This window comes from Salinibacterium sp. SWN1162, from assembly GCF_015864675.1.
Lineage (GTDB): Bacteria > Actinomycetota > Actinomycetes > Actinomycetales > Microbacteriaceae > Rhodoglobus.
Genome location: NZ_JADYWT010000001.1, coordinates 799,107 through 816,690, shown reverse-complemented (window position 1 = coordinate 816,690; position 17,584 = coordinate 799,107). Strand labels below are relative to the sequence as shown.

Sequence of the window (17,584 nt, the reverse complement as noted above, 5' to 3'; positions counted from 1 at the left end):
GGTGTGTATCTATGTTAGTTGCGCGCTGGTAGTGCAGCGATTACTCGCCCTTGTTCTTTGCAACGATCTCGTCAGCTACCGCGCGGGGAACCTCAGAGTAACTGTCGAACGTCATCGAGTACACCGCGCGACCCGAGGTCTTGGACCTCAAGTCACCGACATAACCGAACATTTCCGACAGTGGTACGTGGGCACGAACGACCTTGACGCCGGTCGCGTCCTCCATGGACTGGATCTGTCCGCGGCGACTGTTAAGGTCACCGATGACGTCTCCCATGTACTCCTCGGGAGTACGAACCTCGACCGCCATGAGCGGCTCGAGGAGAACTGGGTCAGCCTTGCGTGCTGCTTCCTTGAATGCCATGGTTCCCGCGATCTTGAACGCCATTTCTGACGAGTCAACATCGTGAGCAGCACCATCGAGGATGATTCCCTTGACGCCGACCATCGGGAATCCTGCGAGGATTCCGACGTTCATCGAGGCCTGGAAACCCTGATCGATCGAGCCGATGTATTCACGAGGAATACGGCCACCGGTGACCTTATTTACGAATTCGTAAATCTTGTCGCCTTCAACCTCCATGGGCTCAAGCGAAATCTGGACCTTAGCGAACTGTCCCGATCCACCAGTCTGCTTCTTGTGGGTGTAGTCGTGCTTGTCCACAATGCGACGGATGGTCTCGCGGTACGCAACCTGCGGCTTACCAACGTTGGCTTCAACGTTGAATTCGCGCTTCATGCGGTCGACGAGGATGTCGAGGTGAAGTTCACCCATTCCCTTGATTACCGTCTGGCCAGTTTCCTGGTTCTGTTCGGTACGGAACGTGGGGTCTTCTTCAGCCAGCTTCTGAATAGCAATACCAAGTTTTTCTTGGTCAGCCTTCGTCTTCGGCTCGATTGCAACCTCAATAACGGGCTCCGGGAACGTCATCGACTCGAGAACGACCTGGTCGTTCAAGTCGCAGAGCGTGTCACCGGTAGTGGTGTCCTTGAGGCCGATTACGGCGTAGATGTGACCAGCGGTAACGCTGTCAACAGGGATCTCCTTGTTGGCAGCCATCTGGAAGATCTTTCCGATGCGCTCCTTCTTACCCTTAGTGGAGTTAGCTACCGCTCCACCAGAGTCAAGGTGGCCCGAGTACACGCGAATGTACGTAAGGCGACCGAAGAAGGGGTGCACAGCAACCTTGAACGCGAGAGCCGAGAACGGCTCGTTAGCGTCAGGCTTGCGGATGATGATCTTCTCTTCATCGCGGGGGTCGGTTGCTTCCATGGGAGGCACGTCAACCGGCGAAGGAAGGTAGTCGATAACAGCATCGAGCATCGGCTGAACGCCACGGTTCTTGAAAGCAGAACCACAGAGAACCGGGTAGATCTCGCTGTTGACCGTGAGCTTACGAATCGCAGCCTTGATCTCTGCAACGGTGATCTCTTCGCCGCCGAAGTAACGCTCCATGATGGCGTCGTCAGTTTCAGCAACAACCTCGAGGAGAGCGGTGCGGTATTCCGCAGCCTTTTCCTTGAGGTCTTCGGGGATCTCTTCGATGGCGTACTTAGCGCCCATCTCAACGTCACCCTTGGAGTCTCCACGCCATGTGAGTGCACGCATCTCGACGAGGTCTACAACACCCTCGAACTCGGACTCGAGTCCGATCGGGAGCTGAAGAACCAACGGACGAGCGCCGAGGCGGTTAACGATGGTGTCTACCGTGTAGTAGAAGTCCGCGCCCATCTTGTCCATCTTGTTGACGAAGCAGATGCGGGGAACGTCGTACTTGTCGGCCTGGCGCCATACAGTCTCCGACTGCGGCTCCACACCCTCTTTGCCGTCGAACACAGCGACAGCACCGTCGAGAACGCGGAGCGAACGCTCCACCTCAACCGTGAAGTCAACGTGGCCGGGGGTGTCGATGATGTTGATCTGGTTTTTGTTCCAGTAACAGGTCACAGCAGCGGACGTGATCGTGATGCCACGTTCTTGCTCCTGCTCCATCCAGTCAGTAGTCGACGCACCATCGTGAGTTTCACCAATTTTGTGGTTTACACCCGTGTAAAACAGGATGCGCTCAGTCGTAGTGGTCTTGCCGGCATCGATGTGAGCCATGATGCCAATGTTGCGGACCTTAGTCAGGTCGGTGAGCACGTCCTGTGCCACAGGTTCCTCCGAAGTATGTTGGTGAAGCGAAAATCTCACGAGTAAAGCGAGCCAGACAGCGCCTGACTCGCTTCACTGCGAGGTGCTGACTACCAGCGGTAGTGAGCGAATGCCTTGTTCGACTCGGCCATCTTGTGGGTGTCTTCACGACGCTTTACAGCGGCGCCAAGCCCGTTCGATGCGTCCAAGATCTCGTTGGTGAGACGCTCAGTCATCGTCTTTTCACGACGACCCTTGGCGTAGCTCGTGAGCCAGCGCAGTGCGAGCGTGTTTGCTCGGTGCGACTTGACTTCAACAGGAACCTGGTAAGTCGATCCACCGACACGACGCGACTTGACCTCGAGGGTCGGGCGTACGTTGTCGAGAGCCTTCTTGAGAGTGACTACGGCGTCTTGGCCGGTCTTTTCTGCCACGCCGGCGAGTGCTCCGTAAACGATGCGCTCAGCGAGGCCCTTCTTGCCATCAAGAAGAATCTTGTTGACAAGCTGGCTGACGATGGGTGCGCCGTAAACCGGATCCGCGACTACGGGACGCTTTGGTGCTGGTCCTTTACGAGGCATTACTTCTTATCCTTCTTTGCGCCGTAGAGGCTACGAGCCTGCTTACGGTTCTTAACGGCCTGGGTGTCGAGCGCTCCACGAACGATCTTGTAGCGAACACCGGGGAGGTCCTTTACACGACCACCGCGGATGAGCACCATCGAGTGCTCCTGAAGGTTGTGACCTTCGCCGGGAATGTAGGCCGTGACCTCGGTACCGTTAGAAAGCTTGACACGAGCAACCTTGCGAAGAGCCGAGTTCGGCTTCTTCGGAGTTGTTGTGTAAACACGCGTGCAAACGCCGCGCTGCTGCGGGTTGGACTTAAGGGCGGGAGCCTTGGTCTTGACGACCTTCGGCGAGCGTCCCTTACGCACCAACTGCTGAATGGTGGGCACTAAATTACTCCTTGTATTTGCTGCACGGTGACAGCGTCATGATGGTTAGCATTCGCTGTTCTTTTCAAAACATCGAGTTCATCTGGACCCACGCCCCGGCCCCACAACTCAAATGAATGAGCTCTGCGGATGGTTTATGGATATGCCGTGGGGGTCAACCAGAAGGTTGAACCCTGTGGTGCGGAGTTACATGCACCCGAACTCCGCTGACGCGGTGACCCTCAACAGGCATAGTTCAAGCGCACAGCAAAGCGCACACCTCAGAAAGAATAGCCCCCCGGGTGTACCGGGGTCAAATGATCACAGCGCACACGCAGGCTCCAGAACAGGGCACGCGACGGCGCGAGTGCCGTTAGCGCTGAGCAGCAGTTTTCTCGGCGAGCTCGGCTTCCCACCGCGACCGCGAGTCGGCGTTGCGCAGCGTGACCTTGCGGCCCCGCTTAGCCACCAGCGCACCGGTCCACAGGGACACTTCGCGACCGAGCAATCCGGCAGCAATGATGAACGGATCAGCCAACGCCCCCGCGAACAACACTTGCGCTTGTTCAGGGGTGGTCTGGATGACGCCGTTGATCAGCAAGAGTGCGCCGATGGTGCCGAAGTACACCACGAGGCCAACGATGATGCTCGAGAAGACGTGAGCGGCCCAACCGGCACGGTTCACGATCAGAGCGACAACGATCGCCCCGAGAGCGAAGAATGCCACCGGAACATAAAAGGAGGGAGCTTGAACGAATGCAAGAGCGATGCGGCCAGTTGCTGCCGCGCTAATGATCGCCACAACGATGGCGAAAACAAGCGCGAACACGAGCGTGGAGGCAAGCGCAATGAACACGCCGAAGCCGCGATTGCCTGAAACCTTGGGCGGGGTCGGTGCCGTGACGTAGACAACGCGTGGTTCACCGGATGCCACACCAGCGGCGGCCGTGACGACGGCCGGCTCTGGTTCAGGGTGGGGCTCTGGCTGAGTTTCTGCCTGTGGTTCGAAGTCGGACTCGGCGCTGATCTCAGGCGCGGCAACGACGACGGGGGTGGCCATCGGCTCAACTTCCGCCTCGAGCGTGGAGTCGTCGTGAACCAGGGTGGCCGCGGGCGCTGCAGGCTCCGCAACGGGCTCTACGAGGGGGGCGGCCGCGGGCGAAGCATCCGCTTCGGACGTCGTCTCGTCGACCACTACAGCATCCTCAATGTTGTCATCGTTCTCGGTTGAAGAACCACGCTCTACAGATGGATCGGTCATGACTGTTGCCTCCTCGTGCCAGCGACTGATGCTCTCAGTGTACTGAAGCAATTCCCAGAAACGAGAAGAACGCCACGACCGAGAGGTCGTGGCGTTCTTGATCAGACGTTTGGTGGAGTGTCTCTAGTTGACTACCCCGCCCGAGTCATCACTCGATGTAAGCGGCACCCCACTCGTCGCAAGAACGTAGACCGCACCCTGCAGATCGAGTTCGTACCCTCCGGAGTCGGCACCAATGCGCAATTCGACAGACGTCACAGAGAAGGCGCGCTGGTACAGCTGGACGCTGTTCACAAATTTGAGGAGGTCCGCGCGAGAGCCCGTTGCTTTGATTGAGACGCCAACCGAGATTAGACCCGGTACAGACTGGATAGCCGACGGCCCTGACGGGGCCTCCGGTGCCGCTTCAGGCGCGGGTTCAGATTCCGAATCTTCTTCCGTTTCTCCGTCAACCTCAGGCGTCACGATTGCGGGGGCCTCGGCCTCTGGCGCTAGCGCTTCAGCGACCCCAGAGTAGGCAAGGCCATCGAACTGTGCTCCGGCGGTAGACGCCAGGTTGCTCACCTGACGCGCGAACTCTGACGATAGCTGCGTTCCGGGGACCGAAGTTTGGGCTATCTCAAGATCGGCAAATAGCTGATCAGAATCTTCGGCCAGTGCTTTCAGCGCTGCCAACTCGTTCGTTTTTACTTGATTCTGCGCCTCGACCGCGACGAGATCGTCGTCAGATACTGAAGCGGCAGCAAGAGCGGGCGAAACTCCGACGACGTAGCCCAGCAACAAGATGAGCAGCGCCGCTGCCACACCAATTACATTCCACATTCGTGTCATCGTCATGAGCCGTTTTCCTCATCATTCGTGTCGGAATCGGGTTCCGGGGAGTTAGTCGGTGCCGGAGTTGTTTCCGTCGCCGCTGCTTCATCATCGGCTGCCTCAGCGTCTGCGACTATCCCATCGAAACGATGGAGAAGAGCAGCGTCACCAACCAACACGACTACTGAACCGGAGAAGGTGCTTCCCTCCTCGCGAGTGGTCGACAACAATGTGGCTTGTACCACGCCGTCAACGCTGGAAATTTTGCGGACCCAATCATCGATAACAGCCACAGAGCCGCCGGTGACTTCCAGTGAGAACGCAGCCATTGACTCCGTGTCTAGCGGCGATACAGACGGGGAGAATGCTTGAAGCGGATTCGCCGTGTCGAAGCTATAGGTCGACACCACCATGTCGCTCGTGAGCTTCGAATTGAGGCCGTCGATAAGGCCTTTCACCGAAACTTCCGTCGAGTACGCGAATACGCGAGCCGCCTCAGTGGAACTCAACAGTTGACTCGCCGTGCGTACCTCACTGTATTCGCCCTGTTGGGTAGTCAACGAGAGCGTCTGTGACCGAGCGTTTTCGAGGGTAACAGCGCGTTGCAACTGATAAATGTTTGCTCCCACGGCCGCTAACACCGAAATGCCAACAGCCACGAGGGCAATGAAAATAGCTCGTCCTCTGGCGCGCGCCGCCGCCTTGCGCAGCCCGACTTCAGGAGGCAGCAAATTTGCCGAGGGCGGGTACGCGATCGTGACCTTTACTTCACGCCGCGCTGCGGGCTTCTTCTCACTCATGCGGATGCTCCTGTTACCAGTCCGAGGGCCACAGACATGTCTTGCGCGTCTCCAGTGCCTCGTAGTCCTCGTGCTGCTGTGGCAAACGAGAATGGATCGGGTTGCGTTGTGGGCACCTTCGTAAATTCCCCCACTGTTTCTGCGAGCCCGAGAAGTCGAGAACCACCGCCGCTCATCACGATGCGGTCGATCGCCCTGTTGTTGCGTGCGTTCTGGAAATACTGAATCGTGGCGCGAATCGCCAGAAGAGTCTCGTTGACGAGCTCGAACGACACTTCGAGGGCGGGCCGCTGCTCGGCTGTCGCACGAGCGGCGACGACGCCGACTGAACGCTTGATCGCTTCGGCGTCTCGCGTTGAGATATCGAGCCGCTGCGAGATTCCCTTAGTTATATCGGCGCCGCCGTTGGGCAAAAACCGAATGAAATGGGGAACATGGCCCTCGAGCGCAACCAGAGTGGTTGTCGCGGCGCCGATGTGAACGAGCAGAGTCGTCGTGTTGCCCGACTCGCCACCCGCAAACAATCGCGTGAGCGCGAACGCAGAGAGATCGACGTTGACAGGCTGAACGGACGCAGCAACCGCGGCGTTAACGTTCACGAGAAGCGGAGCTTTGATCGCCGCGACAAGCATGCCTTGGAGCATGGGCCCGGTCTCACCCTCGAGCTCGCTCGCCGGATAGAAATCGAGCAACGCATCGGATGCGGGGACCGGCAGGAGGTCCTGAACCTGGAACGGAAGAGACTCACGCACTTGGTTGAGCGGGAGGCGCGGAACCGTAATATCGCGCGCAAGCACCTTTGAGTTACCGATTCCCATCACGACATCGCGCGTTTTGAAGCCGTTGGACGACCAGAGCTTACGAATCGCTGCCGTGACGGTTGCCGAGTCGACGACTTCGCCCGCCTTGACAGCGCCCTCCGGTAGCGCCACTTCTCCGAAACGGAGGATCGTCGGTCGTTGTTGGTGAGGACTATCGACTTCCACAGCACGTACTGCTGTGGAACCGATGTCCAACCCCACTAGTTTCTTTCCCATATTTCCCCCCCAGACGACGATCAGCTAAGACCGACAGCCACCAGATATCCATTCCACATTTGTGCGCCGAACGCTATGCCAATCCAGGCTCCAGCGATCATCCACGGACCGAACGGGATCGCCGACCGGCGACCCGCCTTTTTGAATACTAAAAGCGCAATGGCGAACAGCCCGCCCAACAAGAACGCTGCAAAAGCCCCCACCGCCAGCGTTCCCCAACCGAGCCAACCGAGATAGAGCCCGACAACAGCGGCCAACTTGACGTCGCCCATTCCCATTCCTCGCGGTGAAACTATGGCCACGATGAAATAGAAGATAAAAAGCGCTAGTGAGCCGAGCACTGCTCCAAGAAGCGCGGACCAGTTTCCCGTGCCCGCACTAGCGATAGCTAGCAACGCGAGCCCCACGAGAATCGACGGAAGCACAATCTTGTTGGGAAGCGTTTGGGTGTCGAGATCAATGAGAGTCAGCGCGATAGAGATCGCCGCAAAGTAGAGGAATGCGGGCAGAGCCCACACCAGCGTCGTTTCCGCCCCAGTCACAGCAGCGATGATCCCGAACGATATCGCCGTCGCTGCCTCAACAAGCGGGTAACGGAGCGAAATCGGCTCTCCGCAGTCTCGACACTTGCCACGCAAGATCAGCCAGCTGATCACGGGAACGTTGTCGCGCGAGCGAATCGCATGGTCGCATCGTGGACAGGCGCTCGGCGGAGTCGACAGCTTTCCGCCGTGCGGCACACGCCACACCACCACGTTAAGGAAGGACCCCACCGCTAAACCCACAAGGCTTGCAAAGACGATCACCAATGTTGTTGCGGTCATGACGTTGGCGCACCAGCTGCGCTGAATGCGGGTTCAACTTCAATCCACACGTTTACCCCATATGTCGTTGTCACCGGCGACAAGAACTTAGGCGGCGCGGTGAACTTGAGTCGCTCGTCATAAACATAGTTCTTCGAGTACCCACCGCCATTGCTCGACACAATCCCGCGGAACTTCTGCGCGATGGCGCCGTTCACGGTGAGTACTGCATTCGACGGTGCGTACCTCGGGTTTTGGACTAGGAACGTGTGCGAGACCGAGATAATTGCGGCGTCGATTCGACGCTCTTTGTCTCCGTTGCTGTCGTTAATTGGGCGCAGTTTCCAGCCGTAGTAGTAGACGTACTTCACGGGATTCCACACCCAGACTGCGTCGTTACCGACCAACCCCAGCAAGTCGACTTCAGGGTCGTTATAGGTGATGTCACCGATGACGTAGATGTAATGCTCGGCCGATAACGTAGCCTGGCCGCTGAGTGTTCCTTCCACGAAAAGATCGCCAGAACGGCAACCGTAGGCTCCAGATGCCACGTACTCGTCGGTAACCGGGTATCCGATACCGTTACCGGTTCCTCCCGACTCTCCTTCGCATTTGAGCCCTGAAGGACGCTCGTTCCATCCCCACGAGTTTGGGTCGCTGCTGACAGTAGGCACGTTCTGGACATAGATGACGTTGTTAGCCGGCAGAGTAAACGGAGAACCCGACGCCAGCTGGGCCGCAGTGCCGCACGCGCTGTTGTCGGAGAAGCCTGAAGCCGGTGACCCGGTGATTCGCGTTTTCTTCGTCCACGGCGACGTGACCGAGATCTTGCCATTTGCCAAGAGAACGATCTCTGTCGGTCCGGTGTAGAGACATCCCGGACGAGGAACACCGTCGGCGGTCAAATCTGCGCGAGTTTCTCGAAGGTGCTCGGAGTTGGTCGCCGGCATGCCGATGTATTCCTTGAATGACGGGCCAGCGTTCTCGCCGAAATTCTGCCCCGTACAAGGAGTGCCACTCGATTGCTCCGCCGTGTAGCGCAGAGTGTCAGGAGCGACTGGCTTGTAGGCGGTCGTCACGTCCCCCAAGAAGGTCGCGTTGCAGATTCTAATAGTGTCGTTTGAGTGCGCAGGACCCGCGATGACATCGTCTCCACCAAAGGCGATCTCGCCACAGTTTCCGGAAATTCCTTCGCGACCAGCCCACCAGTGCTTGACACAATTATTGGAGACGCCGGTGTACGTAGGGTCCTGCATCTCATAATCGGTGAAGTAAAGGAAGTCGATAAAACCGTCTTGACGCAAATCGGCAACGATCGAACGAGTCTCGCCCCCCACTTTGCCGGTAGAACGAATTCGCACATTACCGGTACCGGCGTACTTTGAGTTGTCAACCTCATAGCGGAAAAAAGAGTCGCCCTGGCCCGCTGGGACCGGTTGCCAAGGCTCGTCGACCTTCACGTTGAAGGCGTTGTTTTTCTGAGCGACAGCTGGAAGTTTTACGCTGCTACCCGTAGAGATGCTGAAAGCCGCAGCGGGGTTTCCATATTGAACGTAGGAGGTGTCTTCAGAGAGGCGACTCTGATAATCCTCTACGCCCGCATAAGCCGCGGCCAGAGAGGCAGACCACTCTTCGGTTGCGGTGGACTGCCGAAAGCTACCGGTCGCGTAGGTGACAGCGGTGGTGACGAGCAGCCCAAGGACAACGGTGATGCCAATAACCATAGGCAAGGCGGCGCCGCGGTCGCCCGCGATTCGGGTACGCAATAAACGAATCATGGTGTGAATCCAATTCGGGGAACATCGAGGTTAGGAATACCGACAGTGTTGAGGAGAGTTGCTGTCGCCGCTTCGCCAGACGGGTCCGTCTGCACGGTCATCGAAACGGTGACAGCGATAATCTTCGAGAAGGGATCGCTCTCAGTCCATAAAGTCTCGGTGGGCGCCCCGGCAGTAGCGACATTCACACTCTTGAGATAGCTGAATACAGGGGTACCGTTACCGGCAATCTGGCGAACGATGGTTCTTTCGGAGCTCGGAGTACCGGTTTTGAAGGTGAAGACACCGTTGCTCTCTCCGGTCGCTTCCCAACGCTTCTCCACAAGGGTGCGATCGGCCGTAATTTCGAACATCACTTTCACGGGGCGTGGCGATGCAGCCTGGGTATCGAGATAGGCAGTGAGCGCGACCTTCTCGGCCGTAGCCTCGCTGAAAACCGGTGAGAGCGTTCCGCTAGGCGTCTTGAGTTGAGTGCCCGACCGAATAACGCGGGTAAGTTCGTTCATCGCTACGGTCGCTGACGATGTGTTCGTTGAAGCAGATCTATCGCTCGTGAACGACCTCGTGAAACTAATGAAGATCGTCATCACCATCGCGAGCATCATGGTTAAGAGCGCGATCGTCACTATGAGTTCGGCGAGGGTCACTCCCGAGTCGTCATTGCGAATACGACGAACCCGGGCGAGCAGGGCGGTTCGAATGATGTTCATCAGGACGCCACTCTCGGATCGACAACCACGGTGCTCGAAGTCGAGCTGCCGCCGCCAAGGATCGGGGACAAGATGCTACCCAGCGCGCCCCAGCTCCCGCTCGATTTCTTCTGAATCTCCCAGGTGCCATAGGGCAGAGCAATGTGTGTCGTGTTCGAATTGATCTTTTTGAAATCTAGGATGTCTCCCTGAGTGCAGCCCGGGTCGCCGCTGCCTGCGACAGCCCCGAGAGAAACAGCTCGAATTGTAGAGTTTGAAAGCCCTGAAACTGCCACGAGCCCCATGGGCACTACCGCACTAGCATTGCCACCGGGAACAGCCGCGGTCTGAACGTTGGCCGGCGAGCGATACGTCACTGCCCCGACGGTCGTCTCGGGCCATGCTGCTGGGTTCGGCGAGAGACAATACTTCTCGGTGCTACCCGTGTCTTGCGGCTGCGCGATGTATCGCCCAGCGAATACCTCATAGCCCGAACGCCACGGGAAAAGGTCAACGTTGCGATAGAAATCCGCATTGGTGTTCGTCGCAGGACTCACGAAGGGGCCGTACGAACTGAGCATCGTCGTTGCGAGGTTCGTCGGCATCTGAACTTTCGAAGGAGCCGTAGCAGCCACATAGTCAAGACGGTACTTTGCTGCCGCATCGTAGTTGAACGACAAGGAAACTGCCTTACCGGCGGCAACGCTTGCCAGCTTGCTAGGCGCCGATGCTTGACCATCGTCGGTGATGAATCCGGAGCGAGAGACTGTTACGTCATAGTTGCCCGGAACCACCTTGAGTATGAAGGTGCAGCCCTGCACGTTCGTTGCATCGATGGTGGTACTGGGAGTCTGCGCTCCCGCGGCAGGTGACGAAGGAGTAGCGCTGACGGACACGCCAGCGATGCCGTCGCCCGCGCCTCCCGTGACAGAGACAAGGATTGTGCCCAGCGCGGGATCGTTAATCCGGTTGTTCGGCGCCAGAAGAGTGTCAAAACGCACTGGCTCGGTACCCGGCCGCATGTTCGGCCACGTGACCTCGACGTTGATTCGTTTGTAGCGCAGAGCGCCGCCACCGGCGCTGCACGCAACGGTGTCATCACCTGCGGATACCCAGCCGGTGGAGCGCACGACGGTGAAGTCGTCGCCGTTGAGAGTTTTGGTGTACGAGGCATCGAACAGCTGGAATACGTCTTCAGCGCTGCGAGCCAAGTCGATTTCTTGTGAAGCTAAGTTGGTGGCGACAACGCGGGCGCGGTTGTCGCGAGTGACCGTGAGCACGGTCGTGAGCGATTGAAGCACGCCGAGCGAAACCATTGCGAAGATCATCATCGCAACGACGACTTCAAGGAGGCTCATGCCTGCGTCGGAGCTACGCAGTCGCTGCAAAACCTTGTGCATGATGAGCCCTTTCGTTCGGGTTAGTAAGGGTTTGGGTGGTACGTGAGAGACGGGTATCTCTCGAGAGCGATCACTCTCTGGATGTGAAACGGGGCGCCGCCGCTTGGCGACGCCCCGTTTCTTAAGCCCTAAGCGGACTTGTTAGTCGTCGCTCTTTTCGGTAGTTCCATCGGCGCTGGTGTATACCCATGTCACGTCGGTGTACTCCGTGTGCTTAGCGGTAAGCGTGTAGGAGTTCGCGTCCACAACTGCAACCTCAATCTCGACAGAAGGCGTGGCCTTGTAACCGTTGGCCGCAAGGGGAAGATTCCCATCGGCATCCGCAGTCGTGGAGTCGAGACCCGTGAACGACCCGTTGGCGCCCACAGCGTAGGTCTCAGCCGCGATGACAGCGTTGGCGATGTCCGACTTGACCTGTGATTCCCAAGCGCCCTGGCGCTGGTTCAGGAAGAAGGGGATAGCGATCGCGGCAAGGATGCCGATGATCAGTACGACAACGAGGAGCTCAACAAGGGTGAAGCCCTTCTGGTCGTTCTCGAGGTCGGCGCGCTTGCTGCGCAGTGCTTCATTCATACGTGCGATCATTGTGGTTTTCCTGTCTAGTGTTCGGATCTTGGACAGGGGCCCCCAGAAAAAATTAGCTTCTCAGCCCCCCACAGAAAATAATGCCAACATGTGGGCAACCTGAGAATCCCACAAACGGGGGTGAACCGCCTGATTTCTGGCCCCAGTCTGAGGGGGAACAGGCGAGTCGCAGTGATTTACGCGCCCAGTTTAGGGGTAGGTGCCGACTCGTTAAATGCCAAACGGGGGCACCACGACTCGGGTCGTGATGCCCCCGCCTGGGGCTGCTAGGTGCCTATTTCTCCGGGACTACTTGATCTGATCGAAGATGGCGAAGATGGGCATGTAGAGGGCGATAACCATCACACCGACGATCGCACCGATCACGCCGATCATGAGCGGCTCAATGAGCGCGGTGAGCTGTTCGGTAGTCTTCAGCACCTCGTCGTCGTAGAAGTCAGCGATCTTCGAGAGCATGACCTCCATCGATCCCGAGTCTTCACCGACCGACACCATCTGGGTCACCATTGACGGGAAGACAGGCTCCCGCATGAGCGGGTCTGAAACGGACTGACCTTGGCGCACGGCATCCGCGACGCGCCGCAGCGCCTCTTCGATGACGTAGTTGCCCGAGGTCTCCCCCACGATCGACAGCGCCTGAAGAATCGGAACACCGGCACCGAGCATCGTTCCGAAGTTACGCGTGAAGCGCGAGATCGACACCTTGCGGAACAGCGGCCCGAACACGGGCATTCGCAGCTTCCAGGGGTCGACGAACTTACGCACGCGCTCGGTGTGCTTGTTCTTGCCCCACCAGATTGAGAAAGCGATTCCGCCTACCACGAGCACTGGAGCGATGAATTTCATGGCCGAGGATGCCCACACGAGCATTTGGGTGAGCAGCGGAAGTTCGCCGCCGAGGTCAGCAAACATCTGCTCGAACACGGGAACGATGAACAGCAGCATGCCGACAACCGCAGCGATCGCCATGATCAGCACTACGACCGGGTAGGTCAGCGCCGACTTGATCGTTCCGCGGAGCTTGACTTCGCTCTCAAAGTTGTTAGCGATCGACTCCAGCGCGTTGTCGAGGAATCCGCCCGTCTCACCCGCACGAACCAGGTGAATCATGATGGGCGGAAAGACGGTGCCATGCTTAGCGAACGCATCCGACAGCGTGCCACCGGTCTCGACCTCGACGCGAATTTGACTCAAAGCTTTCGCCAGAGTCGGGTTTTCGGTCTGCTCCGACAGAATGACGAGAGCCCGGATCAGCGACAGTCCCGAGGAGATCATCGTCGACATCTGACGGCTCATCACCGCGAGATCGTCGAGACCCACCCCCTTCTGCAAGAAAGCGACGTTGATTTCCTTGTTGAGACCTGTTCCAGAGCCGCCCTCGGTCACGGAAATGGGGCTTACCCCCATCGTGCGAAGCCGAGCCAGAACCTGATTCTCGTTGGCAGCGTCGATGCGCCCTTTGACGACCTTGCCGGCTTGATCGCGCGCCTTGTAGTCGTAGGACTTTGTCGCGGATGTTGTCGCAGCCATTAGTGCCCCGCTCCCGAGCTCTCGCCCATCAGTCGGTGCATGCCCTCAGGGTCGTGCGCCTTGGCCATTGCGGCCTCTTCAGTGATCGCACCCGACTTGGCGAGGCCAGCGAGGTGTTGGTCCATGGTGTGCATACCGATACCGCGACCGGCCTGCATCGCCGACGGAATTTGGTAGATCTTGCCCTCACGAATGAGGTTTCCGATAGCCGGCGTCATCGTGAGCACTTCAGTAGCGGCGACTCGCCCCTTACCGCTCGCGCGGCGAACCAGCGTCTGACACACGATGCCCTGCAGCACCGCCGCAAGCTGGGTGCGAACCTGGCCCTGCTGGTGCGGCGGGAAGACGTCAATGATGCGGTCAACGGTTTGCGCAGCATCCTGAGTGTGCAGGGTGGCAAAGACGAGGTGGCCAGTTTCAGCCGCCGTCAGCGCGATCGAGATGGTTTCGAGGTCTCGAAGCTCACCAATCAGGATGACGTCGGGGTCTTGACGCAGAACGTGCTTGAGCGCGTTCGTGAACGAGTGGGTATCGCGGCCAACCTCGCGCTGGTTGACCAGCGACTTCTGGTTGCCGTGAAGGAACTCAATCGGGTCTTCAACGGTCACGATGTGGTCCGCACGGGTGCGGTTCACAAGGTCGATGAGCGCCGCAAGAGTCGTCGACTTTCCCGAACCGGTTGGTCCGGTAACGAGCACGAGTCCACGCGGCAGAGTGGAGAAATTTCCCACCGATTCCTGAATACCAAGATCCTTGAGCTGCTTGATCTCGGTCGGAATGATTCGGAAAGCTGCGCCCATGTTGCCGCGGTCCATGTAGTAGTTCACACGGAAACGAGCGGCCTCAGACAGTTCGAACGCGAAGTCGAGCTCGAGAACTTCGAGAAACTGTTCCTCTTGCTTCTGGTCGAGGATGCTGAACAGCGCGTCGCGGGTGCGGTCTTTGTCCCACTCCCCCATGCCCTTGAGCGGCTGGAGGCCACCATCGACACGGATCATCGGCACGGCGCCAGAAGAAATGTGGAGGTCGGAGGCGCCGGTGTAGACAACCTCTTTGAGAGCGTCGAGCAGCTCGGGGTTAGAACCCTCGCGCGCCGTCAGCTCCATCTCGGGACGCATTTCGCGGTCCTCTTCGACAATCTTGGGCACCGAGAGAAGCTGCGATTCTTGGTTCAACGGTGAGTCGGGTGCGCCGAAACCACTCGTGAAGCTCAGTAGACCTTCGTCGGCTCCGGGAGGCGGGAAGTTCAAGTCGCCATCAGCGGCCGGCGCGATGTCGGGCAGGTCAAGTAGCCCGCCATCAGCCGCAGACTGCGCGGGGAACTTGACGGTCGGGGTGTCTGACGACACGGTGTCCATGATGCGGGTCGGAGCCTCGGGCTGCGGAGTCGCGGTGTCTTCGGTGAAATACGGGACTTCAGCAGCGGTCGGCGACGGAGTCGGAGCGGCTTCGCTGACGGGTGCGTCAGGCGCGGGCACAGATACTGCGGCCGCGGGTGCGGCCGCTGCAGCAGGCACTGGTGCCGGAACCTCAGGCGCGGCGGCTTCTGGGACCGGAAGCGACGCCCCCGCAGCCGACGTTGCGGCCGAGGTCTGCGACATGGCGCCAGCGGCGGCCTGGCGGAAGAGTTCGTCGAGGGAATCGATCGAGGTGACAGGCTCGGTAGCCATGCGGCGCGCGCGGCGTCCACCTTCAGCGGCATCCGCTGCCGGCGCTGCGGCGTGCGCCTCAGCGGGAGCTGGCTCGGAGTGAGCGGCCGGAGCGTGAGTTGCTGAGACCGGCGGTGCCGGAGGCACGGGCACACCAGCAGTGTCGGTGCTCTTGATCGAACCAGAAGGCGGCGGGATCGTCGGAAGTGGTGAGGCCGGAACGGTCGCTGCTGAAGCCGACGGTGCGGCCCCCGTCTGCGCCCATTCTGGGAACGGCGATGGAGCCGCCGCAGCCTGCGGGCTGTCAACACCGGGAACGCTTGTGCCCGGCATGGGCGGTGGTGCGTCGGTCGGGACGCTCTGCCCCGAAGGCGCGCTCTGTCCCTTCGGTGTAAACAAACTTTCGTCTACCGATTGAGACGGGATGTCATAAATCCGCTTAGCCATAATTCCCCCAGGTACTGCGTCTTAGGCGACGACGCGCAAAATCTCTTCGATGGATGTCAGGCCCAATTGAGCCTTCGCCCAACCGTCCATGCGCAGAGTGCGCATGCCCTGATCGATCGCGACGCGGTTAATTTCCGCGCTCGACGAACGAGCAACAGCAAGACGTTCAATCTCTTCAGTCACTGCCATCACTTCGTGCAGTGCAATACGACCGCGGTATCCCGTCTTGGAACACACGGTGCACCCGACGGGTGCGTACAAGGTCGGCATCGGGCCTTCTGGGTTGAAGCCGACCTTCAAGTTAACGAGGTCCTGCGGGTTATGAACCGCAGGCTGCTTGCAGCGGTCACACAGGCGACGCGCGAGTCGCTGAGCGACTACACAGTCGATAGCGGAGCCAACCAAGAAGGGTTCAATATCCATCTCGATCAGTCGCGTGATCGCGGCCGGTGCGCCGTTGGTGTGCAGAGTGCTCAGCACAAGGTGGCCGGTGAGCGCGGCTTCGATGGCGATTTGCGCCGTCTCTTGGTCTCGGATCTCACCGATGAGAACAACATCCGGGTCAGAACGCAGAATCGAGCGCAGAGCACTCGCGAACGTGAGGCCCGCCTTCGGGTTGACCTGAACCTGGTTGATGCCCGCCATGCGGTACTCCACCGGGTCTTCCACCGTAATGACGTTGATCTCCGGGCGAGCAACGGCATTGAGGGTGGTGTAGAGCGTGGTCGACTTACCGGAACCCGTAGGACCGGTCACAAGGATCATGCCGTAGGGCTTGGAGTACGCCTCTTTGTAAATCTTGGCGTTGTGCTCGAGCAGGTAAAGCTGGCTCAGATCGAGAGTCGTGTTCGAGTTGTCGAGAATACGCATAACGACTTTTTCGCCGTACACGGTTGGCAGCGTGGCAACACGAAGGTCGATCTTTTTCTGACCGTGGATGACGGAGATACGGCCATCCTGAGGCTTACGACGCTCAGCGATGTCCATTTCGGCCATGATCTTGAGGCGAGAAATAACGCCGTTCTGAATCTGGCGCGGGGCACGCTGCATCTCGTGCAGCACACCGTCAATGCGGTAGCGAACACCGAGGTCGTGCTCACCGGGCTCGATGTGAATATCGGATGCCTTGTCCTGGATGCCCTGGCTGATGAGCAGGTTCACGAAGCGAACAATCGGTGCGTCGTCTTCGGTCGGTTCGTTGCTGTTTGTGGCGAGAGCGACATCCGTCGTCGTCGCTTCTTGCTCGAGTTCGTTGCTCAGGCTGGAAAGCTCACCGTCAGCGCGGTGGAAGCGGTCGAGTGCCGTTTGCAGGTCGCTGCGCTCAGCGACCACGACGCGAATCTGGCGGCCCGTAGCCGAGCGGATGTCATCGAGGGCAAAGATGTTGCCGGGATCAACCATCGCCAAGACGAGGTAGCCCTCGCTGAAGGCGATCGGTAGAACCTCGTGACGGCGGCAAATTGCGGCGGGGGCGAGGGCGACAGCCTGGTTATCGACGGCGAAGTCGACGAGTTCGACGAACGGAACTCCAGCCTGTGCTGCACGCGCCGAAGCGAGCTGGGCCGGCGAGATCGTGCCGCTGTCGAGTAAGTTTCGGACGAGTGCTTCCTCGTCGGTGTGTGACGTTCCCACAGAATCAATGCTCTCAATCGGCATCATTCCGCGAAGAATCAGTACTTCAGCAAGTGTTGTCACGCGTGCCTCCCCCCAAGGTCTTAGCGAAG

General features: G+C 58.9%; 15 protein-coding genes. All 15 read right to left on the bottom strand.

The genetic code is table 11. The features are described 5' to 3' along the window. Positions 1–40: 40 nt before the first annotated feature. The 15 genes from fusA to I6E58_RS03690 all read right to left on the bottom strand — a co-directional run bounded on the left by fusA (position 41) and on the right by I6E58_RS03690 (position 17,555). Positions 41–2,155, bottom strand: a complete 2,115-nt coding sequence (gene fusA, locus I6E58_RS03760) for an elongation factor G (protein WP_129072210.1) — start codon at positions 2,153–2,155, stop codon at positions 41–43. Positions 2,156–2,244: 89 nt separating this feature from the next. After that, on the bottom strand, positions 2,245–2,715 hold the full coding sequence (gene rpsG / locus I6E58_RS03755; protein ID WP_100388182.1) for a 30S ribosomal protein S7: 471 nt from the start codon (positions 2,713–2,715) through the stop codon (positions 2,245–2,247). Then, the gene (gene rpsL / locus I6E58_RS03750) at positions 2,715–3,089 is read right to left on the bottom strand and encodes a 30S ribosomal protein S12 (protein WP_097060154.1); all 375 of its coding nucleotides are present in this window, start codon (positions 3,087–3,089) and stop codon (positions 2,715–2,717) included. The genes rpsG and rpsL overlap by 1 nt, the downstream gene beginning before the upstream one ends. A gap of 352 nt (positions 3,090–3,441) precedes the next feature. After that, a complete protein-coding gene (locus I6E58_RS03745; protein ID WP_197130560.1) occupies positions 3,442–4,329 on the bottom strand; it encodes a hypothetical protein in 888 nt (295 codons plus the stop codon). A gap of 123 nt (positions 4,330–4,452) precedes the next feature. After that, complete coding sequence (locus tag I6E58_RS03740; protein ID WP_197130557.1) at positions 4,453–5,166, bottom strand: hypothetical protein; 714 nt, start codon at positions 5,164–5,166, stop codon at positions 4,453–4,455. Beyond that, positions 5,163–5,942 carry a fimbrial assembly protein gene (locus I6E58_RS03735; RefSeq protein WP_231595136.1) on the bottom strand — a complete coding sequence of 260 codons (780 nt, stop codon included), beginning with the start codon at positions 5,940–5,942 and terminating at the stop codon, positions 5,163–5,165. The genes I6E58_RS03740 and I6E58_RS03735 overlap by 4 nt, the downstream gene beginning before the upstream one ends. Continuing rightward, positions 5,939–6,979, bottom strand: coding sequence for a type IV pilus assembly protein PilM (pilM, locus tag I6E58_RS03730; RefSeq protein WP_197130554.1), 1,041 nt, complete (start codon positions 6,977–6,979; stop codon positions 5,939–5,941). Before pilM ends, I6E58_RS03735 begins: the two co-directional genes overlap by 4 nt. A gap of 20 nt (positions 6,980–6,999) precedes the next feature. After that, on the bottom strand, positions 7,000–7,803 hold the full coding sequence (locus I6E58_RS03725) for an A24 family peptidase (protein WP_197130551.1): 804 nt from the start codon (positions 7,801–7,803) through the stop codon (positions 7,000–7,002). After that, positions 7,800–9,560, bottom strand: a complete 1,761-nt coding sequence (locus I6E58_RS03720; RefSeq protein WP_197130548.1) for a hypothetical protein — start codon at positions 9,558–9,560, stop codon at positions 7,800–7,802. The genes I6E58_RS03725 and I6E58_RS03720 overlap by 4 nt, the downstream gene beginning before the upstream one ends. Continuing rightward, the gene (locus I6E58_RS03715) at positions 9,557–10,270 is read right to left on the bottom strand and encodes a prepilin-type N-terminal cleavage/methylation domain-containing protein (RefSeq protein WP_197130546.1); all 714 of its coding nucleotides are present in this window, start codon (positions 10,268–10,270) and stop codon (positions 9,557–9,559) included. Before I6E58_RS03715 ends, I6E58_RS03720 begins: the two co-directional genes overlap by 4 nt. Then, complete coding sequence (locus tag I6E58_RS03710; protein ID WP_197130543.1) at positions 10,270–11,649, bottom strand: prepilin-type N-terminal cleavage/methylation domain-containing protein; 1,380 nt, start codon at positions 11,647–11,649, stop codon at positions 10,270–10,272. Before I6E58_RS03710 ends, I6E58_RS03715 begins: the two co-directional genes overlap by 1 nt. 141 nt (positions 11,650–11,790) lie before the next feature. After that, positions 11,791–12,222, bottom strand: a complete 432-nt coding sequence (locus I6E58_RS14395; protein ID WP_197130540.1) for a prepilin-type N-terminal cleavage/methylation domain-containing protein — start codon at positions 12,220–12,222, stop codon at positions 11,791–11,793. A 300-nt stretch (positions 12,223–12,522) separates the two neighbouring features. Next, entirely contained in the window at positions 12,523–13,764 is a 1,242-nt protein-coding gene (locus I6E58_RS03700) for a type II secretion system F family protein (protein WP_197130537.1), read from the bottom strand. Then, complete coding sequence (locus I6E58_RS14390; RefSeq protein WP_304610988.1) at positions 13,764–15,746, bottom strand: PilT/PilU family type 4a pilus ATPase; 1,983 nt, start codon at positions 15,744–15,746, stop codon at positions 13,764–13,766. The genes I6E58_RS03700 and I6E58_RS14390 overlap by 1 nt, the downstream gene beginning before the upstream one ends. 135 nt (positions 15,747–15,881) lie before the next feature. Continuing rightward, positions 15,882–17,555, bottom strand: a complete 1,674-nt coding sequence (locus I6E58_RS03690; protein ID WP_129072220.1) for a GspE/PulE family protein — start codon at positions 17,553–17,555, stop codon at positions 15,882–15,884. Positions 17,556–17,584: the final 29 nt, after the last annotated feature.